This is a genomic window from Paenibacillus lentimorbus NRRL B-30488, from assembly GCF_000411595.1.
Lineage (GTDB): Bacteria > Bacillota > Bacilli > Bacillales > Bacillaceae > Bacillus > Bacillus velezensis.
On record NZ_ANAT01000005.1, the window covers coordinates 390,819 to 415,391 of the forward strand.

Sequence of the window (24,573 nt, forward strand, 5' to 3'; positions counted from 1 at the left end):
CTCTCCTCTCTCGATATAGAACGTACGTTCCTAATTATACTACACTACATGCCGCTCTGTACCATTTTCTTCATTCTCAGCTGAGAAAATCCGATAAAAGCCGAAATTAATAAGAGAAGGCCTGCGCCGATATAAATAAACCGCACGCCGAATACATCTGAGATAATCCCCGTTCCGATAATGGAAAACATAAAAATGAACTGAACTAAAGCTGATCTCGCCGCTAATATATTGACCCGTGTCTTTTCGGTCGTGATGTTTTGAAGTAATGTTTCCTGCGTGAGATCTCGTAATACACAAGCCGGCCCCATACACAGCACCAGAAAAAGGGCCGTAACGGCGCTTGTGATCAGCCCGTAAATAAACGTGAACATTCCATATGCCAAGGCTCCCGTCAGCATAAGCGGAATGAGATGATGCTGAAACTTACCGGATAACTTATAGATGATCAGTCCTCCGATCATCGTCCCTGCATAATAGACTCCGTTGACATACCCCCACCAAGCCTCTCCTTTATGAAGGACGTCATGCACATAAGTCAAGGACACAGACCCGATCCATATCATGCCTGCCCACGATTCGATCACATCCATCACAATGAGAACCCTGAGCTGTTTTTGCTGAAATAAATACACCCAGCCGCTTGCCGCATCTGCAAAAAGGGAACGTTTCCTGACTGCTGCCGGCGCACACATGCGTACTCGAAGAAACAGAATGATGCCCAACACCGAAGAAACCAATAACATGACAGTGACGATCATTGTATCGCTCTCTCCCAGGAACGCTATGATGACGCCGCCCAGAGACCACCCCGCAAACTGAACGGTCTGATCCGCCGCCGATAATAAACCGTTCGCTTTCGCCCTTCGATCAGGAGGAATGATTTCCCCAATCAACGCGCTTTTTATCGGAGCAAACCATCCGTTGCAAAAAGAAATGCCTCCGATCAGACAAAACAGCAGAAAAAAGAATGCGGATGAACCGGTTTGGATGACAAAAACAAACAGACTAACAGTGTGATCTGTATCAATTGAGAACTGATTAACAAAGAACGAAGCGTGAACCGGCCGGTGACCAGCGGCAAAACGGCGCTGCCCAATACGCGGCATACAATGCTGACGAGCGTCATAAGAGAGGCCATCGCTGTCGAACCGGTTTTTGTAAACAAAAACAAGATGACGGCCATCGTATAAAGTGAAAACCCCAAGTTGATAGCGGTCTGGCTGTATAAAATAGCGTAATACGCTCTCTTCGTATTCATCCTCTGCAACCCCACTCCCTGATTATGTAAATCATACCATATTTGCCGATCAGCTTTTTTTTAAAAAAACAGATTGACATGGAGTCCGCTCCATCTATTAGGCTTTATTAGCAGAAAGAAGGCTATCAGCAAATAACAATTAAAAAGGATGGAGTGACACATGTTTAAAATCATCAGTGCGATTATCATTGTTACGTTCGTGTGGGGGTATTTGTGGGTGCCCACCAAAATCGGACTCGGTTATATTTCACCGTTTTTGGCTTTTCTATTGATACCCTTCGTTGTTATGAAAAAAATCGGCTTGCTTTCCCCGCCGCAAAGAAAAGAAAGCGGTGTGCGCATTTACTTTCAAAAAGACATCGACACACTATCTTTTTTGCAATGCTTAAAAAAGACGGGGCTCTCTGTTGAAGAGATGACTGAATTCATTCACACCAGGGGCTTTGCTCTCGCTCATAAAACCCCTATGACCGAAGAATATGCAGCTTCCGTCAAAACGAAGGTGGAAATCTTAACGAAACACGTCAGCAAGCTGAAAAAATAGCTGGCTGATATCGAAAATATCATTTCTTTAACGATAAAGAAAATCGGCACTTATCGCGAGATATTGAGTCAGATGAAAGAGTAAATGATGTACAGGATTCCGGACAAAAAAGCCGTTGCGCGCAGGCATCGGCAGATTTTTGTAAAGTGTGCTTAATGAGGAATATTGAATGTTATTTGTTGGCTAATATCCCCAGTTTGTTCGCCTCTCTAATTGCGCCAACTCTTGATTTAACAGAAAGTTTATTAAAAATCATAGTCATATAATATTCTACCGTACTTATCGAATAGTTAAGAATATGAGAAATTTCTTTATTTGTTTTTTCATTATAGATTAATTTTAATATCTGTATTTCTTTAGTTGTTAAATTTTTGTTACTGTTTTTATTCATATGTTTTGATAGCTCTTTGCTGATTACTATTTGATCATTTTGAATTAAATAAAACATCTCGGCTATGCCATCTGCATCCGAAGCGGCAGTCATAAAGCCTTTGACGTCAAGGTTTATCAATTCATCAAAATAGGTTTGGAACAACCCCTTTTTTATTATTACAACAATTTTGGACGTTAAACGATATCTTGTGCTTTGAAGGTGTTTTAAAAAAGCAATACATTCTCTAATATTATGATGCTCTATATTAATTACAATAATTTCAAAATGGAACTCATCTATTATTGAATATTCCTTACTTTTTACATAAAGGGTATTCACTGATTCCATATCATTTTTGGTTTCAAGCATTGATTTCATTCCATAACCAAACAAAGGATAGACGTCGACTAACAAAAGATTTATCTCCATTTACTTTCTCTCCTTAACTAAGCTCCTCTAATTCTCATTCTAAACTCTTTTTTCGACTGGTAATTTATTCTTTGGTTAAATATAGAATAACGGTATATTCCGAGTCAATATTACAAAAACACTAATTTTAGTTAATTTGCAATATTCAATCATGTTATATAAAATAAGATACAGATTAGCAAAGTTTAGATTAGTTGAGACAGGATAGCTGAGGAAAGTAGAAAAATCTTATACTGTTTAACTCAGTTTTCTCCTGTAAATTAAGGAGGAACCATACATGAGTATTCTTAAAGACTTCCCGTTGTTGAAGAATGGAAGTAAGCAATATTACACAAAAAATGGGTTAGTCATCACTCGGACTCAGAAATTGCTTAATCGTGCAACAGCAGCCGAACATGTTGATACAATTGTAAAAGGTGTTGACACACAAAAAGGCGCTTTATTTTCAAGCGGTTATGAGTATCCGGGCCGCTATTCACGCTGGGACATGGGGTTTGTTAATCCGCCAATTGAGTTGCGGTCGTTCAAGGATTCATTTAAATTACGCGCCTTAAATAACCGAGGGAAATTGCTCTTACAATATATAAACGATCATCTTTCAGATTTTGAAGAAATCTATGACATCTCTGTAGAAAAAATACCGAATTGAAGGGGAAAATTATTGGTCCGCAAGGAATTTTTTCTGAGGAAAACAGAAGTAAACAGCCATCCATTTTTACTTTAATAAAATATATAATGAGTTTGTTTTTCCCCGGAGGATTCATTCCTCGGGTTTTATGGAGCGTTTGGCTATGATCTGATTTTTCAATTTGAACCTACAGAATTAAAACATAAACGAAATGAAAATCAAAACGATCTGCTGCTCTATATACCTGACGAAATTTTAATAGTCGATCACAGACTGTCCACAGCATATCAACTGCAATATGAATTTTCATATAAATCATATGATACAAATTCGCTGGTACGTGATCAGTTATATTTTCAAGATGAACATCCCGCTGTAAAAATCCAGCCGAAAGCGTATGTGAAAGGAAAATATGCGGATTTGGTCCGCACTGCCGCACAATCTTTTATAAAGGGTGATTTATTCGAAGTTGTTCCGACGCACTGCTTTTATGAAAAGTATACTGATAATCCGTCAGATGTTTTTCTTAGGCTGCAACATTTGAATCCGAGCCCTTATGGATTCATCATTAATTTAGGCGGGGAATACTTAGTCGGATCATCCCCCGAAATGTATGTCCGGGTAGAAGGAAGAAGGGTAGAAACCTGCCCGATTTCAGGTACAATAAAGCGTGGCGAGAATGCGTTAGAAGATGCAGAGCAAATCCTTAAGCTGTTGAATTCAAACAAAGATGAATCTGAGCTAACGATGTGTACTGATGTTGACCGGAATGACAAATCGAGAATTTGTGTTCCTGGGACGGTCAAGGTGATTGGCAGAAGACAGCCTGAAATCTATTCACATTTGATTCATACAGTGGATCATATAGAAGGGCAGTTAAAACCGGATTTTGATTCTCTGGATGCCTTTATCACGCATATGTGGGCGGTAACAATTACAGGAGCTCCTAAAAGGTCAGCTGTTAAATGGATTGAACAACATGAGGAGACACCCCGAAAATGGTATGGGGGGGCAGTCGGACATATTTCTTTTAATGGCGATATTAATACCGGTCTTACACTTAGAACAATATATATGCAGGAAAATCAGGCGGAAATCAGAGTGGGTGCCACTTTATTATACGATTCTATTCCAGATGAAGAGGAAAAAGAAACGCAATTAAAAGCACAGGCTCTCAAGAGTGCGATTAGAGGAGTTATGAGGAGAGCTGGAGAAGAAGAGTGTCAGGAAAACAAAGTCCTTTCCTCAAAAAGTATTCTTCTGGTTGATCATGAGGATTCATTTGTTCATACACTGGCGAATTATTTAAGGCAGTTCGGAGCTGATGTGGTCACGATGCGACACAGCTATGCTCGTAAAATCTTAAAAGAAGAAAACTTTGATTTAGTCTTTCTCTCCCCTGGTCCAGGGCTTCCCTCAGAATTTATGATGAATGAAACCATTTATTTATGTATAAGCAAACAAATCCCAATTATCGGTGTCTGTTTAGGACTTCAAGCGATTGTTGAATACTTTGGGGGATCACTCGGTATTTTAGATGAACCGAGACACGGTAGGAAGCATCTGGTACATCTGACCGGAAACTCCAAATTATTCGAAGACGTGCCTTGCCAATTTGAGGCAGGCCTTTATCATTCCATTTTTGCACAGTCCGTATCTGAAGACCTTCGGGTTACAGCGATCTCAGATGAGGGCATTGTGATGGCAGTTGAACATAGGAATCTTCCTATCGCAGCTATTCAATTTCATCCCGAATCGATCATGTCAGCGCAGCATCAGGTTGGCTTAACAATTATTAAAAATATTATTCATTATATGAAATAAATACAGTGAAAGCCTCCCTAAACACTCACGGGAGGCTTTCACATGTCAGGTTTTCATTTTTAATTTGATCTTCCTGCCTTCCGAAAAAGTAATCATGCTTAGGACAATGAAACAGCCTATCCACTGTATCCATGTTAAGCGCTCACCCAAGAAAAAGGCGCCAAAGATGATTGTGATGATCGGGCCCATCATTGAAATCAAAGACCCTCTCACTGCCCCAATCCGTTTGATACCTTCCAGCATAAATAAAAAAGGAACGACTGTTGTAAATACAGCAATGATTAAAAAAAGGAAATATACGGTTGGCTGAAACGACCATAGCTCTGTCTGATAGCCAAAGCCCTTTCTTGCGATTAAAAAAAGCACCATGGCAATGCTTGCTAAGGACATCCCATATGCATTCATACGGATACTGCCTACTTTGCGAACAAGCTGACCGGATAAGACCAAATAAAGTCCGTAAACCGCGGACGACAGAAGAACGAGAAAAGCGCCAAATATATTCGCACTCAATTCGTGCAGATTCCAGCCGCCAATGGAAAAAAAGATTCCTATGCTGACCACAACGACAGAAATGATGTCTGCAGCGGTGATTTTCTCCATTTTTCCAAAAAACGAGATAATCATGACAAAAATTGGATAACTCATAACGAGCATCCTTTCTACAATAGCTGAAACATAATGCAGCCCGATAAAGTCCAACAACGGAGATAGAAAAAAACGAGCAAACCCGTGATTCCTGCTCTGACTATATCAGCCTTTGCCGGTTTTTCAGATAATTTTGCACGATATATAAAAAAAATGATGCAAAAAAGAGGGGTTGCAATCACTTGCCTGAAAAATAGCGTTGACTCCGGAGTGGCTCCGAATGAGTAAGCCCACTTAATAAAGATCGACTTTGAGGCAAAACACAGCGTACCAACAATCATAAACAACATTCCGGCGAGAAACGGATGGTTTAGTTTTGGCGGAGTATTCACTTCGATTTTGCTCATAGATTTACACCTTTCCTTAGTATGAAAGAAATGAAACACCCTGGCTCATAGCGCAAGGTGCTCAAGGTTATTCTTTTTATCATACATTTAATTTAATATTATTTATTTCAATTCTGTAAGCAGTTTCCCTTTTTGTTTTATATACCATAATGCATTTCTATCAATAATTTTAGAAATACTGGAGTCTGAAGCAGAAACAGCATTTTTTAACAATTCATCAATAACGCCAAATGAAAAATACTTTCCTTTCTCATTTTCAAAGTTTTTTTGTAAATAATAGGTACCTGAAACAGTGTAACCACCTATTTTGACTTTCTTACACTTTGCAAAAAAATCATCAATATTAAAAAGAATGTCTAAAACTTTCTCTCTCATAGAAGGATGACTACTTAGTGCTTTTTTACTTTTTCAGCGGTTAGAAAATCTATGATTTTATATTTATCTTTCAAAAATAAAGAGGTAAATGTGATTAAATGAAAATTCTCGATAGGTTTTATAATAACTGTGTTTGTCCCTTCATAAATATCAATAAGCGTATGTAAGTTCATCTCTGTGATGTTTCCAACTAAAATTTTTTGACCCGTGTCCAAGCGTGCTGGTGTGTTTTCTAAATACATATAAGCATTTTTTGTTTCTGTATTTTGTGAAAACGAGGTGATTGTGGTGTCTGCACCAACTTTCTCTAATACTCTTTTTGTTACTTCGACCTCACCTTCAATTCTTCCCAAAGTTAAAATAGAGTCAGTTCCTGCTTGACTGAAACTCATAGTAATATTAGAAATTAATTCAATGGTCTGCAGGTAATCTAATTGACCGGAACTGTGTTTAATCCCCCATGTTCCGTCCTTATTTAATCCAATACTGAATGGATCCACTGTGATATGGAGAGTCCCCTTAGGATAACGTGCTCGTATTGTCTTAAACGCATCAACATGGTCCTTTAAGACATCATATATATCCCAGCAGTTATCAGAGGGCTTTCCGACAAGACGGAGAGTTATCGAATAAATCCCATGAGATCTTACCTCTTTTATAAATTCAATTGAATTTTCAACAGAACGATAAGGATAATCATCCATATTTTTCATTTCCCTGGTGGTGTCGCCCTGTAAATAAACATCAACATCAATCGGTTGTGATAATTTATCCGCACTTACCTCAACCTCAAAATCATGAGTCAATCTTCTCGATGTTCTCCTTTGATCCCATTTATCAAATTCCGAGTGTTCAAATAATTCTATCATGGTTAAAGCACCCTCTCTACGTATTTGGTAAAACAAATTATAGAATTATTCGAAAAAATAATAACCGATGAATGGTATGAATTTTATTGGTGCAAGTCCCTTTTGGGTATAAGGTATTCCCTAAGAGCATTTAGTCAGTAGCATTATTGTTTTCAGGCAAATCAGCAAATACTCATGCTGCTTAAAGAGCTTCCGGGCTTCAATGAAATAAAGAAATCCGCGTCATAGCAAAATACGCATCAGCTGGCCAAAATGCCAGCGCGTGATCGGCATCGCCTGGATAAAAGGCAGATTTTTATCCCCTGTTGCTGAAACGTTCAAACAGCGTGTGATTGAACATTTCGGCTGAACAATGCCGTCTTGACGAAAAAAACCGATGCGCGCAAGCATCGGCTTTCAAACTAAACTAAACATCATTTAACATCAAATGACTAAGAACAAGGGATACAAAAGCCGCGGCGGCCGAAACTGATTTTCAAAACAGAATAAAAAAAGAGGGCTTCCTTTCCGGAAGCCCTCACTCCGTCTGCTACGCCAATAAAAGAAAAATAAGCGCTAAAACAGCCGGAAGTCCTTGTTTTACGATAATTGATTTGTTTGAAGTAAAGCCTCCGAAAATGGCCGCGATGACCACACAAATAACGAAAAACATTTGAATCATATGGCCAATCGGATCAGCTCCGAGGATCAGTCCCCAAATGAGGCCGGCAGCCAGAAATCCATTATACAGACCTTGATTTGCAAACATGACCGCCACATTCCGATCACCTTCTAAATGCTTCGGCAATTTGAAAGACCGCTTGGCAGCCTTCGAATTGATAAAAAACATTTCAAGTATCATGATAAATATATGTTCTAAAGCTACAATTCCGACGAAAACAGCCGCAATTATGTCCACTGTCCCTCTCCTCTCAGCTTCACTTCAACCTTATTTCCATTGTGCGATTGTTTCGATAGGAAGACGGTAGGAAGCATATCCTTCGTCTGCCGCTTTTCCGATTGATAACAGCATGACCGGTACATAACGCTCTTTATCCATTCCGAAAACCTCGGCAATCTTTTCTTTATCATAGCCGCCGATCGGGTTTGTATCATAGCCGTGCGCACGTGCTGTAAGCATCAGCTGCATGGAAACGAGACCTCCGTCGATCAGAATCGTTTCACGGTTCACTTGCTCCGGCAGTTTTTCAAAATGCGCCGTCAAAGCAGCGATTTGTCTGTCTTTTACTTCCTGCGGCATGTAGCCCAGTTCGACTGCTTTTGAATAAATTTCTTCTAAATAGTCATCACTGTTCATATCTGCGAAAACCGCGATCACCGCAGATGATGTGCTGACTTGTGTTTGGTTAAAGCTGGCAAGCGGCGCGAGTTTTTCTTTTCCTTCAGGGCTGTCAATGACGAGGAAACGCCACGGCTGCGCGTTGACTGAAGACGGCGCTGTCGTTGCTTCTTCAAGAATTTGAGTCATTTCTTCTTTGCTGATTTTTACGGCCGGATCGTAATTCCGAATGGAACGGCGCCCTTTCATAATGTCCATAAAGTCGTTTGTTTTCAGTTCTGTTTTCATGTGTAATACACTCCTATGCTTTCATATTTTCTATATTATTCTGCATCTGCGACAATACGTTTTTTAACATATTGCGTTCTTCCTCGCTGACACCGGCAAGCATTTCCTTTATGAAACGCTCTTTCTCTTTTTTGGAAGCCTCAATTCTCGCCCGCCCCTGATCAGTAAGCCGGACAAGTATAATTCGGTTGTCCTCGGGCTTCCGCCTTCTTGTGACCATTTCTTTGGCTTCAAGCTGTTTCAAGTGTCTTGTCACGGCTGCGCCATCAATATTCACCTTTTTCTGAAGATCGCTTTGGCTGATCTCATCGACGTAAAAAAGCACGGCGAGAAGCTCAAGGCGGGATTGGCTGATTCCGGTGCACGCTTCAAACTTCGTGCCGATCACTTTGTGCAGTGATTGGAGCTGATACAAAATCTCGCCTTCCTCTGAACAACATGCTGTCAAAACCCATCCCTACTTTCTTTTGCGCAATTAATTGACTAGTCAATGTTTGATATATCAATAATATACATCCGTTATTCTTTTTTTGCAAGTGTTTTCTCTTTTTTTAAAAAAAGCTGCCGGTGAACGGCAGCTCGCTTCTTAATGATTATGGATTTTTCTGAAATTACTGCCTTTTACTTCAGCGACATCATATACCGTCACAAAGGCTTGATTATCAATGTCATTAATAATTTCCTTCAGTTTGGTTTCTTCCAAACGGTTGATGACACATGTGATTTCTTTGAATTTTTCATGAGAAAAACCGCCGTATGCTTCTTTATACGTAGCGCTCCGGCCCAATTCTTCACGAATGGTCTCTACCATTAATGCAGGCTCGTTGGTGATAATCTGAAATGTTTTAGAACCGCTTAAGCCTTCCTCAACCACATGGATCACCTTGGATGCGATGTAGTAAGCAATGACGGAAAGCAATGCGCCTTGCAGCCCGAATACAAAAGAAACAAAATAAACACAAAAATGTTTAAAAATAAAATGAGATCACTCGTGCCAAACGGCAGTTTCCGTGACAGCAGCACAGCCAGCATATCAATACCATCTAAGGCGCCGCCGTTGCGCAATGCCAATCCCATTCCCAAGCCGAGAATAATCCCGCCGACAACGGTGATTAACAGGGTATCTCCCTCAATGATAGCCGGCGTGTGGTGGAAAAAACTCGTGCCCGCGGCAAGTGAGACAATACCGATAATTGATAGAAACGCAAAACCTTTCCCGATTTGCTTATATCCTAACCAGACAAACGGTATATTGATCACCGCAATCAAGATCCCAAGAGGCAAATGAAAGAGCTGTGAACCGACAATGCTGAGTCCGGTTACACCGCCGTCAGATACACTATTCGGAATCAGTACGGTTTCCAGTCCATACGCGGCAATAATTCCGCCGATGATGACCATGATGGCCCGTACGATTGATTTCGCTCTGAATTTCTTACGTCTTTGTTTTTCGATTGTACTCATATCATTCCCCGCTTCAATTATTTTGTCTTATTTAAATATACCATAATTGATACTTTTCGTTAAAAATAAGCCTATCGGCTAGTTGAAGCAGGAACCGAGGAAGGAGATTTCACAGATAACGTATCCATTTATGACTTTAATCATTCACAACGCAATTATTCAGTAAAAGGGATTATCATCCATTAATAGTCCCTTTTGTTTCCCTTCTTCACATATTCCCAATCATGCTCTATATTTTTTCTCACCCGCTGAAGAAGGCTGAAAATGGTTTCTTTTTCCTCAGACGTAAAGCCGGACAGGGCTACTTCCGCAGAGTGCTCTCCTTCTCTTTGCAATAACGGATAAACCTTTCTCCCTTTTTCGGTCGGGAACAGTTTTTTTATTTTTTATTTTGATCATCAGGACGCTTTTCAACAAATCCTTGTATTTCCAGTTTCTTGATCGCTCTCGCCGCTGTTGTCCGGTCAACTTTAATCATTTCCGCCAGTTTTTCCTGTATCACTCCCGGGTTTTCACATATACGCACAAGATAGAGATACTGCCCCTTTGTTAAGTCTAATTCTTTAAATTCTATATTGCTGATGGAATCCAATGCCCGTGCGATCATGCCGATTTCCCGCAAAATATCAGTCATATCTTTTCAAACCCTTCGTATTTTTGTTGCATTTACAATATAATTGTTTTATCGCTACTTCTATAAGACCACAAGCAAGCCGTGCAGTCCAGACTAATATGTGAAAAGGATTGGTTAATGATGAGGGTAAAAAGAATAACAACGGAAATTGATTTACAAGCAGCGCTCGAGATTAGAAAAGCAGTATTCATTGAGGAACAGCAAGTACCTGAATCCGATGAATTTGATCAGTTCGATACGCTTGAGGAACAGTGCGGGCATGTCTTGGTTTATCATGAAAATCAGCCTGCCGGCACAGGACGGGTCCGCATCGTAAACCATACAGGCAAGCTCGAACGAATCTGCATCCTGAAACCTTACCGCAAATACGGGTTGGGCAAAGTAATCATAAGCGAATTAGAAAACATGGTAAAAGAAAAAGGCATCACCCAATGTAAACTGCATGGACAAACACATGCGGAAGGCTTTTATCACAAACTGGGCTATCAGACAGATTCACCGGAATTTATGGAAGACGGCATCCCGCATGTCTTAATGACAAAAGAGCTGGCTTAACCGAATAACAAACGGCCGGACTTCTTCCTTTTTAATCTTTAGTATATTAAGGATGCAAGATTGACCGAAGTTAAAGGAGATTAGAATATTCTGACCTCCTTTAACTTTCTTATCTATCCCTGCCTTGTCACTCACTGCATCCCGATTCGCCAAGTTTAAAACGAACCATGCAGTTTGAATTCCGGTATGCCGCTGTCTTTTAAATTTATCTGCTTGCCAATTCCTTAATCATCAAACCCAATTCATAAATTCCCTTTTGAAGGTCTTCAAGAGATGCATAAGCATATGATAAGCGAATATAATTCCCTTTTTCCTCAGCATAGATACTGCCGAGATTGAGCAGAATCCCTTTTGATAAGGCTTTGGTATAAAGTAATTTCATGGATATGGAAGGCAATATTTTTACCCAGACAAAGAATCCTCCCTTTGGGATATTCCATGCAGCGACATTTTTCAAATTGGTTTCTAAAAGACTCATGACCAATTGTCTTCTCACCTTTAATTGACTTCTCACCTGTTCTAGATGCTGCTGGTATTCACCGGATATAAACCACTCAGCCGCTACTCTCTGGGATAACGAACTGGAGCCGTAATCTGTTTGCATTTTTATGTCGGATAAACGTTCAATCACTGGTTCCGGCCCGACGATCCATCCAATCCTCAAGCCCGGACTTAATGTTTTCGATAAGCTGCCTATGTAAAGTACATGCCCATTTTTATCAATTGTTTTAATAGGATCTGGAGGAATCTCATCGATCCATAACTCACGATAAATGTCATCTTCAATAATGGGAAGCTGTGCATTCTCACTTGCCGCAAGGATTTCTTCTCGTCTCTTTTTTGACATTAAAATACCTGTCGGGTTATGAAAACAAGGATTTGTATATAAGATAGCCCTCCCCGTTCCCCCCTTGCCATGCGGATATGTTCCGGCAAAAGTCCATTATGATCCATAGGAACTCCAGTCAGCTTCATACCGGCTGATTGAAATACGTGTAATGAATAAAGATAGGAAGGCTGATCGAGAAATACGGTCGATCCTCTTTGTAAAAGCCCCATTGATATAAGCTGTAAGGCTTGCAGCGCGCCAGAAACAATAAGAATGGAAGAAGGAGAAGCTTGAATGCCGATTGTTCTTAAATAGCCGCTTAATGCCTCTCTCAAAGGCAAATATCCTTTTGGTTCCTCATATCCGAATGCCTCTATGTTTTGAGATACCTTTCCCATGATCTCTTTCATAACAGCTAAAGGAAAAATCTCATGTGAAAGTTCTCCTTTACTGAGCTGTATAAGATCAGTTTTTGATTCTGATTTATTGATCTCTTGAACGATTTTTTGGCTTGGCTGCTGAATTCCGGAGGTTACATACTGATCCCAATCGGGGGCGGAATTCTTAGCCAAAAGTGTCCATGTATTGTTCGTAACAACTGTCCCTTTGCCCATTCTGCCTTCGATTAATCCATCCGCCATCAATTCCTCTAAGGCTGTAATGACTGTGCTCCTGTTCACCTCAAAGTGTTTGGCAAGCGTGCGCTGGCTTGGAATCTTACTTCCGATCGGCCATTCTCCATTTCCTATTTTCTCTTTTATAAATTGAATGATTTGTATGTACTTAGGAAGCTTTCTCATCTTTTTTTCTTCTGGAGCGCTCATAAAAAGGATCCTCCTTAAAAACTAAAGTGGTTGGGTCAAAATCTATTTAACTGGTTGAAGTCATCTCATCAAATCTTTATTAATATAGAAAAACATTAAATAACTGGTTGGTTTTTGTAAAGAGGAGTGAGAAAGATGAGAAAGAAAACAGTTCGAATCGGCATATCTTACAGTCTGATGATTGGGTTGTGGGCATCAGCTTTCCCGGGAATTCGCGCGGGTCTTGAGAGTTACACGCCGGAACACCTCGCTTTGTTTCGCTTGTTGATTGGGTCAATGGCATTGGTGGTTTTTGCTGTTTTGACTCATATGCGTTTACCTGACATGAAAGATATCCCTGTTATTTTCTCTTTAGGATTTTTAGGTTTTGCACTATATCACATTTTGCTGAATATCGGAGAAAAAACAGTCAGCGCTGGAGTTGCGAGCTTACTCGTGACCATGACACCTATTTTTTCTGCAATGTTATCTCGTCTGTTTTTTGGTGAACATTTTGGGCTTTATAAATGGATTGGCTCTATCATAAGTTTATTGGGTGTGTCGATCATTTCTTTCGGGGCAGGAAACTATACAAATTCAGTGAACGGCATTTTGTTAATCCTGCTGGCAGCTTTTTCGGAGAGTATTTATTTCGTTTTTCAAGCCCGCTATATAAAAAAATATGGTTTTATTCCATTTGTGACATTCACCATTTGGGGTGCAACATTGCCTATGCTGATGTTTCTTCCTGGATTATGGGGAGAAGTTGTTCACGCATCTATGAATTCCACATTGTCTATCGTTTACTTAGGCTTATTACCAACGGTTGTGCCTTACTTTGCACTTGCATACGTCACTTCACTCGTCGGTGCTTCAGAAGCAGCCATTTCACTTTACCTAACACCCGCTATAACCTTGGTCATTTCTTGGGTGTGGTTAGGTGAGGTACCTGCGTTTATTGCACTGACAGGCGGGATGGTTACAGTCGCCGGGGTGTGTTTCACTTATCTGAAAGCAAATAAAATTAGGCTCAAATGAATTTTTCAGAATTGTGATATGTTAAGTATATCAATATTAAAGGGAAGAAAATCCATGATGCGATAGGTTGCACTTCTTTGCCATGCTTGACTTTCAGTTTCTGCAATTAGCGCATCAAAGGGGTGTAAGGAAAATGAAGATAACAGATAGTATTTATGGCGATGATGAAATAGATGGAATTCTTGAAGAGCTTATTTTCAGTCATCCAGTACAAAGACTAAAAGGGGTTTACCAAGGAGGAGCAAGTTATGTTGTGAATCAAAAGTGGAATGTCACGAGGTATGAACATTCCATAGGCGTAATGCTCCTCATAAAAAAGCTTGGCGGTTCTTTAGAAGAACAAATCGCAGGTTTACTTCACGATGTATCTCATACTGCATTTTCACACGTTATTGATTTTGTGTTTAACAATAAAAATGAGGATTATCACGAAAACATTTATCATCAAATCATAACTGATTCAGAAATCCCCCATATTCTCAGTACATATGGATTAAATTACAAGGACATTCTATTAGACACCTCTAATTGGAATTTGCTCGAACAGCCAGCTCCTGAGTTATGCGCTGACAGAATCGATTATACCTTAAGAGATATGTATCAGTACGAAAACATCACAATGGAGGAAGTTGATCATTTCTTAGATCATCTAATAATTAAAGAAGGAAAAATATACTTAAAAAATATAAAAACTGCTGAATGGTTTGTAAGAACTTATTATAAAGAAGTTATTGATTTCTTTATGAACCCTCTTAATATTTACGGTTATGATTATTTGGCTAAGACTTTAAAAACCGCCTTGGATAAAGAAATCATTAACATAAACACACTGCTCGGAACAGATGAAGAAGTAATGAACATCTTGCGTTCTTCCGGGGATATAGATGTGAAAAATCTTGTAAGCCGCTTACATCGAAGAGTCATTGTTAAAGAAGATAAGGCTGATTATCATTTGCATCGTAAGAATAAATTGAGGCTTATTGATCCGTCTGTATTCTATGATGACAAACTTATCGCTTCCTCTGCATTATCAAATGAAATCAAAACGATGAACGAAAATGCTAAGAAAAAAGCTGAGGAAGGGATGTATGTAAAAATAATTTCAAACTGATTTACCTCTTGAGCCTGCTTGATAAAAAAACAATACAGTTTGACAAAGCAATCATTGGGCAGATGTAGGGAATAGTTGATCGTTAATGCAAAATAAAACGCGAAAACAAGCCGGCTCTTATCAGCATCGGCTATTCCGTTTTCAAGTTAGACATACCTTACCAAACATAAAACTTTAACCTTGTTTCCTGAATATTAATCAGTTATACTGATTATATTGTTAAGTGATTATCATTAGAGGTGAATTTATTTGGAGAAATGGAATCAATCCTATGGTTTTTTACTCGGAAAAGTTCTTCAGCGCATGGAAAGAAAATTTGCCGAAGGGCTTATCCCATACGAGATTAATGCAAGACAATACGGAGTTCTTTTATTTATCAAAGAAAATCCTTACTCATCACAAAAAGAGATTTCTGAAAATCTTCAAATCGATCGGACAACGATGGTGAGTCATATCGATCATTTGGAAACTTTGGGATTCGTTGAGAGAACAAAGAATCTTAATGACAGAAGATCCTACAGCCTTAAGATTACCGAAAAAGGTAACGATGTATTGGATTCACGCTGGGAGTTTTTAATGGATACAGAATTAGAAGTATTAGCTCCATTAAACCAGCAAGAAAGACAATTACTTAAAAATTCTCTTATTAAAATCTGGAGATCACTCTAAAAAACAGGAGGTTTTACAATATGCAAGCTCTCGATTATTTTAACGCACGCCTCGACGCAACGATAAGCCCTATGGATTATTTGAAAGCGAAGCAAATGAATCCTGAGAAATACTACTTAATCGATGTGAGAAACGGTCCAATTCATGTAAGAAATGTAACCATTGAAGATGCTCATGTTATTCCTGAACAAGAACTGCAATCTCGTTTAAACGAAATTCCGCAAGAAAAAGAAATTATTGTTTACTGTTGGGATGTCTGGTGCAATACAGCTGCCAAAGTTGCAAAGTTTTTATTAGAACATGAATACAAAGTGAAAGAGCTGACCGGGGGTATTGCAGCATGGAAAGAAATGAACTTTCCTATCACAAACCCAGTTCAAGACAAGAACATACCGGATAATTGCGGGTGTTGAATTTAGTGGGAAATGAAAGATACTGGATTGGGGTTGCTTCTCGAGACCATGTAATGAAAGCAATCCAAGGCGGGTTTGCTCAGCTTTGTCATGGCAAAGAGGCACCTTTAAAAAGATGAATAAAGGTGATTGGATCATTTATTACTCTCCAAAGGTACATTTTAAGGAAAGTACTCCACATCAAAAATTTACTGCTTTAGGTAAAGTTGTAGATAATAATATTTTTCAGTTTGAAATGGGAAATGACTTCAAACCTTTTCGGAGAAAAATAAGTTTTATTTATTGCACAGAAACACCGATTCGCCCATTAATCCCAAAGCTTTCTTTCATTAAAGACGAGCAGCGTTGGGGGTATTCTTTTCGATTTGGACATTTTGAAATAAGTGAAAAAGATTTTAAGCTAATTGCAAAAAAAATGGTCGATGCTTAAGGAGATTAGAAAATTCTAATCTCCTTAAAACTTTCTTATATATCTTTGACTTGTCACTCTTTGCATTCCGGTTCAACAAGTTTTAAAATTAACCATTTATCACATGAAGAAAAGATTCAATCTCTATAGATTGAATTCCTGACATGCACTTGGTGGCATGACTCTTAGAATAACCGGACATTAGGACATAAGTAAAATTTTTTATCTATCAGTGACAGGCAGCAGAGGGCGAGAAAGAATAAGCGATGACAGTACGACAGATGTATTTAATTGAATGGGGGATATTACAAGCTTCGTATTGGAGCCGCATATACCCTACGGTACTAGTAAGTGCAAACTTATGGGCATAATTTGATTTTTGCCCTCTTAGCAGGTCTCGTACGCACGGATTCCAGCGTAAGGGATATCATTGTAAATCATAATACTATTCTAATATCTATTAATGATCACAAGGAGATGTTAAATATGCATATTGTCATGATTGTTATGCAAACGTTCTCTATATTTATGTTTCTTATGACAAGTTTCAGAAAATTGACAGGCGATAAACGGCTATCGAAGAATTTAATATACTGAGACTACCACAATGGTTTCGTGTGTTCACAGGTGTCTATGAATTAGCAGCTTTAATTATCGGTTATTGGGATACAAGCTGGATTGCATTCGGTTCACTTCTGATTGTAATTTTTGCTATAGTCGGAACTTTGGCAATGGTGCGCGTTAAAGAACCATTTAAAAACATGATAATGATTATAGTGATAGCTGTTTTTGCCATTATCTTATTTATAAACAATGTCTTGGGTCTTTCAAATTTTCCTGATTTAACTAATTCATTTTTTGTGAAGGCTCTAAGAGAACCTAACATTCAGTGTGGTTAAGACCAAAAATTGGTGCCATTACATATTTTTAAGGCAGAGAACTAATCATAATTTGTGTTACACCTGTTCATATACACTTTATAAATATTCAAACTATGCTTTTAAGTAATCTCTTATTTTCTTCTTAATATATTTCCAATCATGTTCTATACTGTAGTATCATTCGTTAAAATGTGGGGAGGGGAGTGAAGAAATGAATTTGACATGTGAATCTAAAAACTTTGATGATTATTTACTTGAATTAAATGAAGTTGATTATTCTAATCCTATTATTTGTGCACTTGCAAATGAACTTTTCAATCCTTTGCAGACAGAAATAGAAAAAGTAAAAATAGCCTATGAATTTGTTCGAGATGAAATTTCCCATACTTGGGATATTCAATCAAAGCGAGTAACTTGTAATGCTTCAGAAGTATTAACCTTTAAAGAGGGAATTTGCTATGCAAAGTCAAACCTATTAGCTGCCCTATTGCGCTCAGAAGGAATACCGACAGGCTTTTGTTATCAGCGTTTAATGTTGTTTAATACGCCAGATAAGGGATATTGTATTCACGCATTAAATGCTGTATTTTTTCATTCACTTAAAAAATGGATTCGATTAGATTCTCGCGGTAATAAAATAGGAATTGACGCTCAATTTTCACTTGATAAAGAGAGATTAGCATTCCCAATTCGACAAGAATTTGATGAAATCGACTATCCTTTGATTTATATAAGACCACATCCAAAAACAATTGCAGTTTTAAAAGAACACAAAAATGCTATCGAGATGTATAAACATCATTTACCCGAAAGGATATAATTGTTTATAAGAATTCCTCTTCTATACTTAATGAAGCCTTTCACGAAATCATAAAAGAATAAAATACATTAAATTATGGAAAAATAAATTCGAAATGATCATTTGTTTTATGAAAGAGGTGAGCCCATGCCAAACAATAGTAAACCCAACAGTTTAATCACGGAGAAGTCCCCCTATCTGCTCCAACACGCCCACAACCCCGTAAACTGGCACCCTTGGGGAGAAGAAGCCTTCGAAAAAGCGAAACGCTTAAACAAGCCGGTTCTTGTCAGCATCGGCTATTCGACGTGTCATTGGTGTCACGTAATGGCTCACGAGTCCTTTGAGGACGAAGAGATCGCCGGTATGTTAAACGATAAATTCATAGCCATCAAGGTTGATCGTGAGGAGCGCCCTGATGTGGATTCCGTGTATATGAGAATCTGCCAGCTGATGACGGGGCAGGGCGGGTGGCCGCTGAACGTGTTCGTCACACCAGATCAGAAGCCATTTTATGCGGGGACGTATTTTCCGAAGACGAGCAAATTTAACCGTCCGGGCTTTATCGATGTGCTTGAACATCTGTCCGAAACGTTTGCGAATGACCGGCAGCATGTCGAGGATATCGCCGAAAACGCCGCCGCTCATCTTGAAGTCAAGATTCACCCGGCTGAGGGCATGCTTGGCGAACAGGCGGTTCATGACACGTATCGCCAGCTGGCCGGCGGGTTTGATACGGTGTACGGCGGGTTCGGCCAGGCTCCGAAATTTCCGATGCCGCATATGCTCATGTTTCTGCTTCGCTACTACAGCTATACGGGCAAGGAACAGGCTTTGGCCGGCGTAACCAAGACACTCGACGGCATGGCGAACGGCGGAATTTTTGACCATATCGGATTCGGCTTTGCCCGCTACTCGACTGATAATGAATGGCTCGTGCCGCATTTTGAGAAAATGCTGTATGACAACGCCCTTCTCCTGACCGCATATACGGAAGCCTATCAAGTCACGGGTAATGAGCGCTACAAACAGATTGCGATGCAGATCGTAACGTTTATTCAGCGGGAAATGATGCATGAAGACGGCAGCTTTTTCTCAGCTTTAGACGCTGATACCGAAGGCCGTGAGGGGAAATATTACATATGGTCCAAAAAAGAAATCATGAATCTTCTCGGTGATGAACTCGGCCCGCTTTATTGCAAGGTGTATAACATCACAGATCAAGGCAATTTTGAAGGCGAAAACATCCCGCACCTCATTTTCACGCGGCGTGAGGCTATCCTCGAAGAGACCGGCCTCACCGAACGTGAGCTGGCCGAACGTCTTGAAGAGGCAAGAACAAAATTGCTGGAGGCCCGTGAAAACAGAAGCTATCCGCATACAGATGACAAAGTGCTGACCTCATGGAACGCGCTCATGATTGCCGGGCTGGCAAAAGCCGCAAAGGTATTTCACGAGCCTGACTATCTCAGCATGGCGGAAACAGCCATCCGCTTTCTCGAACGGCACCTCATGCCGGACGGGCGCGTCATGGTCCGCTATCGCGAGGGCGAAGTGAAAAACAAAGGGTTTATCGATGATTACGCTTTTCTCATCTGGGCTTATCTTGAACTGTATGAAGCGGGTTTTCATCCGTCTTATCTGCAGAAAGCGAAAACGTTATGTACAAGCATGCTGGAGCTGTTCTGGGATGAACGGCACGGGGGTTTCTTCTTTACGGGGAATGATGCTGAGACCCTTCTTGTCAGGGAAAAAGAGGTTTATGACGGGGCCGTGCCTTCCGGAAACAGCGCGGCTGCCGTACAGCTGCTTCGTCTCGGCCGCCTGACGGGTGATGTATCACTGATTGAAAAAGCCGAAGTGATGTTTTCCGTGTTCAAACGGGAAATAGAGGCCTATCCGAGCAGCAACGCTTTCTTCATGCAAAGCGTACTGGCACACACAATGCCCCAAAAAGAAATCGTTGTGTTCGGAAGGAAAGATGACCCGGACAGAAAACGTTTCATTGAGGCGCTTCAGGAGCATTTCACTCCCGCCTATACGATTCTCGCCGCAGAACATCCGGATGAGCTTGCTGGCATTTCTGACTTTGCCGCGGGTTATCAAATGATCGATGGGAAGACAACGGTCTACATTTGTGAGAATTTCGCCTGCCGGAGGCCGACGACGGATATTGATGAAGCGATGAACACCTTACAAATCAGCAGCAGAGCCTAGGCGGCCTGCTGCTTTTCTTTTTTCACAAAACGGAATGCGAGCCATGCGAAGATGATATTGATCACCAGAGTCGATATGCAATCGTATATTTCATAGCCCCCGGCTGCTGTTGTAAATACCGACGGAATGCCGCCGTACACCGAATGATCCTCTGTGAGAAAGATAAATAAAAACATATTATTGGCAGCGTGACCGCCAAGGGACATCTCCAGACTGCCCGTTTTAATCGTGATAAAGGTCCAGATCATGCCGATGGTGACATATCCGATTCCCGCCCATAGAGCCCCATTATCCATCTCCGGATTTCCGAAATGAAGTGCGCCGAATAATCCGCCGATAATGACCGTCAGAACCACCGCGTTTGCCGTCAATTTTCCGGCGAACTGTAGCAGAAAACCGCGAAAGAGAAATTCCTCCGCAGAGGTTTGAATCGGAACCAACAAGACGGCTGCCGCTAACAGCAGCAGAAAACGTGAAGCATGGAATTCCTGAAGCGAGAAACGATCCGGGTGAATTGAAAAATCAATCAGCCCCGCGATAAACATCAGCACAACATATGTGCCGAATCCAAAGAACATTCTCTTCCAGTTCAGCGACTGATTCGGTGTGATGATGGATATAAACCGCCGCTTCATAATGAAACGAACCGCTATCCAAATGCCCGGAATCGCTATGAAATAGACGATATGCTGTAAATAAATATCCGCCAGCGGGTCACTTAATGCCGCCTCATCCCAATTTATCGTCAGTGAAGGATTGAAAGCGGACGTGAGAAACATATAAAACACAGTCAGCATGCTTCCGAAAAAGAACAAACCCACAATGAGCAACAGAGAAAGAAGATATCTCGATACACTATTTCTTCCCTCTGAGGGCCGTACAAATGTATTCATATTTATGCATCAACTTCCTTTCCTTCAACATTTTACAATATAAACAGAAACAGATATAGGAAATGTTATATATTTTAAGAAGAAAGCGCTATGCCGTTTCCTTTGGCTCTGGTTATTTACACTCTGTTTTTGCCAAAAAAAGACCTTTATAATGTATTCGTCAGATAAATTTACAGTATTTTCTGATTACAACTGCTAAATCAGGGGGTTTTTTATGAAACATCAGACATTCTCAAATGTAGCGAACCGATTAGACCGTCTCCCCATTTCGCGTGTGCACTATCAAGTATTAACCGCTCTCGGAATCATCTATTTTTTCGATCTCGCTGACCTGTTTACGCTCAGCAACGTGGCTCCGGCGCTGATTGAGCATTGGGGCGTGAAGCTGTCCGTCATTGCCGACATCACGGCCGCATCCTTCCTGGGCATGTTTTTAGGCGCCTCCATCGGCGGAAGGCTGTCCGATCGGATCGGCAGGAAAAAAGCGCTGAATTGTTTTGTCCTTGTCTTTTCGATCTCATCTTTTCTGAATGCGCTGGCATGGGACATTCCGTCCTTAATGATTTTTCGCTTCTTGACCGGGCTCGGCGTCGCGGCCGCCATGATTGTGACGAACAGCTATTTGGCGGAATTTTTCCCATCATCCGTACGGGGAAAATACATCTCCTTTTGCGCCATGATCGGACTAATCGGCGTTCCCGTCACAAACGTTGTTTCCGCTTTTGTCATTCCTTTAGGCTCATGGGGGTGGCGGCTCGTATTCGTATGGGGGGCGGCCGGTCTCATTTATTTCTTTTTTATCCGCCGGCTTGAGGAATCGCCGCGATGGCACGAAAATCGGGGCGCATATGATCAGGCAAACGCCATTATGAACCGTCTTGAAGCACGTATAGAGAAAGAAAAAGGCCCGCTTCCCGCGCCAAAAGAGGCGGCAGAAGTACATACAGTGAAGCACGCGGGCTACTTAGGGCTGTTTCAGGGCAGGAATTTAAAGATCACCATCATCCTGTCAGCGGTATGGATTCTTGAAACCTTTGGCTTTTACGGCTTTGCTTCATGGGTGCCCAGCCTGCTGAAAAGCAACGGCATCACCATGGAAAAAACGCTGTGGTACAATGTGCTTCACTCTGTCGGCGCACCGCTTGGCGCATTGCTCGGTTCCATGATATCCGAGACGTTCCAAAGGAAATGGATTCTGGCCGCAAGCGCTTTTCTGACTGCCATTGCCGGACTGTTATACGGCATGACGTTTATTCCCGTCATGATTATTGTGTTTGGATTTGTCGTCAACGTCACGGAACGGGTTTTCACCTCAAACTTATACGCATATACATCGGAGCCGTACCCTACGGAATATCGCTCGGCCGGGAGCGGGCTGGCGTACGGGCTCGGCCGTTTTTCCAATATATTCGGTTCCCTGCTCGTCGGATTTATTGCCGTTAAGCTCGGCTACATCAGCGTCTTTTTGTTCATCGGCGGCTGCTGGCTTCTATGTTCCGTTTTGTTAATCCTCTTCGGTCCGAAAACTAATGCTCAGCAAATTTAATCAATAAAACAGTGCGGGTTCCCCGCACTGTTACACTGTGATTTCTATCAAATTACCTTCCCCATCCTCTATCACGCTCTCATAATATCCGTCACCCGTCACCCGCGGGCCGCTTACAACCTGAAATCCGTCGTTTTTAAACGTCTCCGTCAATTCATTCACCCGCTCCTTGCTGCCTGCAGAAACTGCGAGATGCGCCCATCCGGTCATATTCTGTAACGGAGCTTCATCAATGCCGCCTTTTTTCATAAGTTCCAGCCTGCATCCGGAGTCAAACGAAAGAAAATACGATTTGAAATCTTTTTTCTCATTATGATAAAGGTCATTGGCCTTGGCGCCGAAGTATTTCTCATAAAATTCTTTCATCCGTTCTAAATCTTTCACCCATATGGCCGCATGTTCAATTCGCATATGTCCGCCTCCTTTTTTCTCAATCTAGTTATAAAGCATGAAACCCATTTCAGCTCAAGACTTTTTCCGCTGAAATTGATGCATAATTTGTTTTTTAGCCGTTTCTCCGTGCAAAAACAGCAAAAATGCTTCCCTTCCGACCCGTTCCAAATGAAGTTCCAGAGATGGGATATTCAATGCCCGGCTGACGCTCAGGTTTCCCTCGCCGATGATCTCCGCGTCCCATTTCTGTTCTTTCGCAAACTGGTACAAGCCGGCAGCCACGTCATCACTGTGCGCATAGATGGCCGTCGGCGCCTTGTCGAAACCCCAGAAGTGTTCACCTGCCCGCTTCCCGTCGTCCATATCATGGCATCCGATCAGAATACGGGTTTCATCAAGAGAGCCGAAAACGGCCTTATATGCGGTTACCTTGTCGGCCGTACTCGGGCTTTTTTCCGCTTCCCGCACACATGTAAAAGCAACGTCTTGATGTCCGCGGTTTTTCAAATACAAAAAGCTTTCTCTGTAAGCTGCCTGCCTGTCATTATAAGCGCAGGGAATCTCTTGATGCTGCGTATATTCACAAGCGACAATGGGGCCGTATTCCAGGTAAGGCACGGCGGTTTCCCATTCATTCGCGCGGGACGTGACAATCAGTCCGTCAATCTTTTTCATTTTCAGCAGTTCGAAATAGGTCATCTCTATAGCGGGGTCATAGTTGGTGGGGAGAAGGGTTGTCACGTAATCATGGGCAAACGCTTCCTTCGTGATACCGTTTACAATTTTGTCAAAGCAGGGATGGTCACTGTACGGCAATATCACGCCGATCGTATTGGTCTTTCCGCGAATCAGATCAATGGCGGTTCGATTAGGGGTATAATCCAGCTCCTTCATCACTTGATTCACAAGACGCCTTTTCTCCTCAGATACGTACGGGTGTCGGTTTAATACGCGTGATACGGTGGCCACCGACACATTCGCCAGTTTCGCAATCTCTTTTATATTTGCCATGTGCTCCTCCATTTTCGGTGATAAAAAAGCAGCAAGAGTGGAT

At 41.1% G+C, this 24,573-nt stretch carries 21 protein-coding genes and 8 pseudogenes; 14 read left to right on the forward strand and 15 right to left on the reverse strand.

Annotated elements, in window-relative coordinates; genetic code table 11:
* Window positions 1-44 precede the first annotated feature (44 nt).
* Window positions 45-1,261, reverse strand: a pseudogene (locus D368_RS02840) (MFS transporter).
* Between the two features lie 160 nt (window positions 1,262-1,421).
* On the opposite strand from D368_RS02840, the gene D368_RS02845 reads away from it, so the two are divergent.
* Window positions 1,422-1,805, forward strand: a complete 384-nt coding sequence (locus D368_RS02845; protein WP_128574538.1) for a MerR family transcriptional regulator — start codon at window positions 1,422-1,424, stop codon at window positions 1,803-1,805.
* A gap of 172 nt (window positions 1,806-1,977) precedes the next feature.
* Here the strand turns inward: D368_RS02845 and D368_RS02850 are convergent, their stop codons facing one another.
* Entirely contained in the window at window positions 1,978-2,607 is a 630-nt protein-coding gene (locus D368_RS02850) for a response regulator transcription factor (protein ID WP_071392535.1), read from the reverse strand.
* A gap of 277 nt (window positions 2,608-2,884) precedes the next feature.
* On the opposite strand from D368_RS02850, the gene D368_RS19855 reads away from it, so the two are divergent.
* Together D368_RS19855 and D368_RS02855 are read left to right on the forward strand one after the other, a co-directional pair.
* Entirely contained in the window at window positions 2,885-3,256 is a 372-nt protein-coding gene (locus D368_RS19855) for a hypothetical protein (RefSeq protein WP_486129200.1), read from the forward strand.
* Window positions 3,257-3,364: 108 nt separating this feature from the next.
* Window positions 3,365-5,059 (forward strand): annotated as a pseudogene (locus D368_RS02855) (anthranilate synthase component I); the annotation flags it as partial.
* 45 nt (window positions 5,060-5,104) lie between these two features.
* Here D368_RS02855 and D368_RS02860 read toward each other — a convergent pair.
* From D368_RS02860 to D368_RS02865, 3 genes and pseudogenes are all read right to left on the reverse strand, one after another.
* Window positions 5,105-6,054: pseudogene (locus tag D368_RS02860) on the reverse strand (DMT family transporter).
* Window positions 6,055-6,156: 102 nt separating this feature from the next.
* The gene (locus tag D368_RS19860; protein WP_486129201.1) at window positions 6,157-6,429 is read right to left on the reverse strand and encodes a hypothetical protein; all 273 of its coding nucleotides are present in this window, start codon (window positions 6,427-6,429) and stop codon (window positions 6,157-6,159) included.
* 14 nt (window positions 6,430-6,443) lie between these two features.
* Entirely contained in the window at window positions 6,444-7,298 is an 855-nt protein-coding gene (locus D368_RS02865; protein WP_486129202.1) for a delta-aminolevulinic acid dehydratase, read from the reverse strand.
* A 226-nt stretch (window positions 7,299-7,524) separates the two neighbouring features.
* On the opposite strand from D368_RS02865, the pseudogene D368_RS02870 reads away from it, so the two are divergent.
* A pseudogene (locus D368_RS02870) lies at window positions 7,525-7,647 on the forward strand (LysR family transcriptional regulator); the annotation flags it as partial.
* Between the two features lie 180 nt (window positions 7,648-7,827).
* Here D368_RS02870 and D368_RS02875 read toward each other — a convergent pair.
* The 6 genes and pseudogenes from D368_RS02875 to D368_RS02895 all read right to left on the reverse strand — a co-directional run bounded on the left by D368_RS02875 (window position 7,828) and on the right by D368_RS02895 (window position 10,963).
* On the reverse strand, window positions 7,828-8,196 hold the full coding sequence (locus tag D368_RS02875; RefSeq protein ID WP_004393040.1) for a DUF1304 domain-containing protein: 369 nt from the start codon (window positions 8,194-8,196) through the stop codon (window positions 7,828-7,830).
* 30 nt (window positions 8,197-8,226) lie between these two features.
* Window positions 8,227-8,865 (reverse strand): nitroreductase family protein, encoded by a 639-nt coding sequence (locus D368_RS02880; protein ID WP_004393039.1) that lies wholly within the window; start codon window positions 8,863-8,865, stop codon window positions 8,227-8,229.
* 13 nt (window positions 8,866-8,878) lie between these two features.
* The gene (locus tag D368_RS02885) at window positions 8,879-9,313 is read right to left on the reverse strand and encodes a MarR family transcriptional regulator (RefSeq protein ID WP_128574539.1); all 435 of its coding nucleotides are present in this window, start codon (window positions 9,311-9,313) and stop codon (window positions 8,879-8,881) included.
* Between the two features lie 138 nt (window positions 9,314-9,451).
* A complete protein-coding gene (locus D368_RS19865; RefSeq protein WP_486129205.1) occupies window positions 9,452-9,676 on the reverse strand; it encodes a DUF2179 domain-containing protein in 225 nt (74 codons plus the stop codon).
* Between the two features lie 45 nt (window positions 9,677-9,721).
* Window positions 9,722-10,329 (reverse strand): annotated as a pseudogene (locus D368_RS02890) (YitT family protein); the annotation flags it as partial.
* A gap of 182 nt (window positions 10,330-10,511) precedes the next feature.
* A pseudogene (locus D368_RS02895) lies at window positions 10,512-10,963 on the reverse strand (MarR family winged helix-turn-helix transcriptional regulator).
* A gap of 120 nt (window positions 10,964-11,083) precedes the next feature.
* Between D368_RS02895 and D368_RS02900 the strand changes: the two are divergent.
* Complete coding sequence (locus D368_RS02900; protein ID WP_071392615.1) at window positions 11,084-11,518, forward strand: GNAT family N-acetyltransferase; 435 nt, start codon at window positions 11,084-11,086, stop codon at window positions 11,516-11,518.
* A 205-nt stretch (window positions 11,519-11,723) separates the two neighbouring features.
* Here the strand turns inward: D368_RS02900 and D368_RS02905 are convergent.
* A pseudogene (locus D368_RS02905) lies at window positions 11,724-13,171 on the reverse strand (aminotransferase-like domain-containing protein).
* 135 nt (window positions 13,172-13,306) lie between these two features.
* Between D368_RS02905 and D368_RS02910 the strand changes: the two are divergent.
* The 8 genes and pseudogenes from D368_RS02910 (at window position 13,307) to D368_RS02950 (ending at window position 20,687) form a co-directional block, all read left to right on the forward strand.
* Complete coding sequence (locus D368_RS02910; protein ID WP_128574540.1) at window positions 13,307-14,188, forward strand: DMT family transporter; 882 nt, start codon at window positions 13,307-13,309, stop codon at window positions 14,186-14,188.
* A 133-nt stretch (window positions 14,189-14,321) separates the two neighbouring features.
* A complete protein-coding gene (locus D368_RS02915; RefSeq protein WP_029973043.1) occupies window positions 14,322-15,299 on the forward strand; it encodes an HD domain-containing protein in 978 nt (325 codons plus the stop codon).
* Window positions 15,300-15,548: 249 nt separating this feature from the next.
* Entirely contained in the window at window positions 15,549-15,968 is a 420-nt protein-coding gene (locus D368_RS02920; RefSeq protein ID WP_128574541.1) for a MarR family winged helix-turn-helix transcriptional regulator, read from the forward strand.
* Window positions 15,969-15,988: 20 nt separating this feature from the next.
* Entirely contained in the window at window positions 15,989-16,381 is a 393-nt protein-coding gene (locus D368_RS02925; RefSeq protein WP_071392543.1) for a rhodanese-like domain-containing protein, read from the forward strand.
* A gap of 5 nt (window positions 16,382-16,386) precedes the next feature.
* A pseudogene (locus D368_RS02930) lies at window positions 16,387-16,811 on the forward strand (EVE domain-containing protein).
* Window positions 16,812-17,407: 596 nt separating this feature from the next.
* The gene (locus tag D368_RS02940) at window positions 17,408-17,689 is read left to right on the forward strand and encodes a hypothetical protein (protein WP_101562612.1); all 282 of its coding nucleotides are present in this window, start codon (window positions 17,408-17,410) and stop codon (window positions 17,687-17,689) included.
* A gap of 193 nt (window positions 17,690-17,882) precedes the next feature.
* Window positions 17,883-18,491, forward strand: coding sequence for a transglutaminase-like domain-containing protein (locus tag D368_RS02945; RefSeq protein WP_077723116.1), 609 nt, complete (start codon window positions 17,883-17,885; stop codon window positions 18,489-18,491).
* 126 nt (window positions 18,492-18,617) lie between these two features.
* On the forward strand, window positions 18,618-20,687 hold the full coding sequence (locus D368_RS02950; protein ID WP_128574542.1) for a thioredoxin domain-containing protein: 2,070 nt from the start codon (window positions 18,618-18,620) through the stop codon (window positions 20,685-20,687).
* On the opposite strand, the gene D368_RS02955 is transcribed toward D368_RS02950, so the two are convergent.
* Window positions 20,684-21,580: a CPBP family intramembrane glutamic endopeptidase gene (locus tag D368_RS02955; RefSeq protein WP_071392546.1), complete on the reverse strand. Its 897-nt coding sequence runs from the start codon at window positions 21,578-21,580 to the stop codon at window positions 20,684-20,686. The two genes, D368_RS02950 and D368_RS02955, sit on opposite strands and share 4 nt — an antisense overlap.
* Window positions 21,581-21,794: 214 nt before the next feature.
* Between D368_RS02955 and D368_RS02960 the strand changes: the two genes are divergently transcribed.
* The gene (locus D368_RS02960; protein ID WP_004393001.1) at window positions 21,795-23,126 is read left to right on the forward strand and encodes an MFS transporter; all 1,332 of its coding nucleotides are present in this window, start codon (window positions 21,795-21,797) and stop codon (window positions 23,124-23,126) included.
* 30 nt (window positions 23,127-23,156) lie between these two features.
* Here D368_RS02960 and D368_RS02965 read toward each other — a convergent pair whose 3' ends face one another.
* Together D368_RS02965 and D368_RS02970 are read right to left on the reverse strand one after the other, a co-directional pair.
* Window positions 23,157-23,537, reverse strand: a complete 381-nt coding sequence (locus D368_RS02965) for a VOC family protein (RefSeq protein ID WP_128574543.1) — start codon at window positions 23,535-23,537, stop codon at window positions 23,157-23,159.
* Window positions 23,538-23,591: 54 nt separating this feature from the next.
* Window positions 23,592-24,530: a LacI family DNA-binding transcriptional regulator gene (locus D368_RS02970; protein WP_014306206.1), complete on the reverse strand. Its 939-nt coding sequence runs from the start codon at window positions 24,528-24,530 to the stop codon at window positions 23,592-23,594.
* Between the last annotated feature and the right edge of the window lie 43 nt (window positions 24,531-24,573).

What these genes read in the sequence shown, in the direction of transcription:
- D368_RS02845 (WP_128574538.1), top strand. Translation starts at nt 1,422, where the DNA reads ATGTTTAAAATCATCAGTGCGATTATCATTGTTACGTTCGTGTGGGGG.
- D368_RS02850 (WP_071392535.1), bottom strand. Translation starts at nt 2,607, where the DNA reads ATGGAGATAAATCTTTTGTTAGTCGACGTCTATCCTTTGTTTGGTTAT.
- D368_RS19855 (WP_486129200.1), top strand. Translation starts at nt 2,885, where the DNA reads ATGAGTATTCTTAAAGACTTCCCGTTGTTGAAGAATGGAAGTAAGCAA.
- D368_RS19860 (WP_486129201.1), bottom strand. Translation starts at nt 6,429, where the DNA reads ATGAGAGAGAAAGTTTTAGACATTCTTTTTAATATTGATGATTTTTTT.
- D368_RS02865 (WP_486129202.1), bottom strand. Translation starts at nt 7,298, where the DNA reads ATGATAGAATTATTTGAACACTCGGAATTTGATAAATGGGATCAAAGG.
- D368_RS02880 (WP_004393039.1), bottom strand. Translation starts at nt 8,865, where the DNA reads ATGAAAACAGAACTGAAAACAAACGACTTTATGGACATTATGAAAGGG.
- D368_RS19865 (WP_486129205.1), bottom strand. Translation starts at nt 9,676, where the DNA reads ATGGTAGAGACCATTCGTGAAGAATTGGGCCGGAGCGCTACGTATAAA.
- D368_RS02900 (WP_071392615.1), top strand. Translation starts at nt 11,084, where the DNA reads ATGAGGGTAAAAAGAATAACAACGGAAATTGATTTACAAGCAGCGCTC.
- D368_RS02910 (WP_128574540.1), top strand. Translation starts at nt 13,307, where the DNA reads ATGAGAAAGAAAACAGTTCGAATCGGCATATCTTACAGTCTGATGATT.
- D368_RS02915 (WP_029973043.1), top strand. Translation starts at nt 14,322, where the DNA reads ATGAAGATAACAGATAGTATTTATGGCGATGATGAAATAGATGGAATT.
- D368_RS02925 (WP_071392543.1), top strand. Translation starts at nt 15,989, where the DNA reads ATGCAAGCTCTCGATTATTTTAACGCACGCCTCGACGCAACGATAAGC.
- D368_RS02945 (WP_077723116.1), top strand. Translation starts at nt 17,883, where the DNA reads ATGAATTTGACATGTGAATCTAAAAACTTTGATGATTATTTACTTGAA.
- D368_RS02950 (WP_128574542.1), top strand. Translation starts at nt 18,618, where the DNA reads ATGCCAAACAATAGTAAACCCAACAGTTTAATCACGGAGAAGTCCCCC.
- D368_RS02955 (WP_071392546.1), bottom strand. Translation starts at nt 21,580, where the DNA reads ATGAATACATTTGTACGGCCCTCAGAGGGAAGAAATAGTGTATCGAGA.
- D368_RS02960 (WP_004393001.1), top strand. Translation starts at nt 21,795, where the DNA reads ATGAAACATCAGACATTCTCAAATGTAGCGAACCGATTAGACCGTCTC.
- D368_RS02965 (WP_128574543.1), bottom strand. Translation starts at nt 23,537, where the DNA reads ATGCGAATTGAACATGCGGCCATATGGGTGAAAGATTTAGAACGGATG.
- D368_RS02970 (WP_014306206.1), bottom strand. Translation starts at nt 24,530, where the DNA reads ATGGCAAATATAAAAGAGATTGCGAAACTGGCGAATGTGTCGGTGGCC.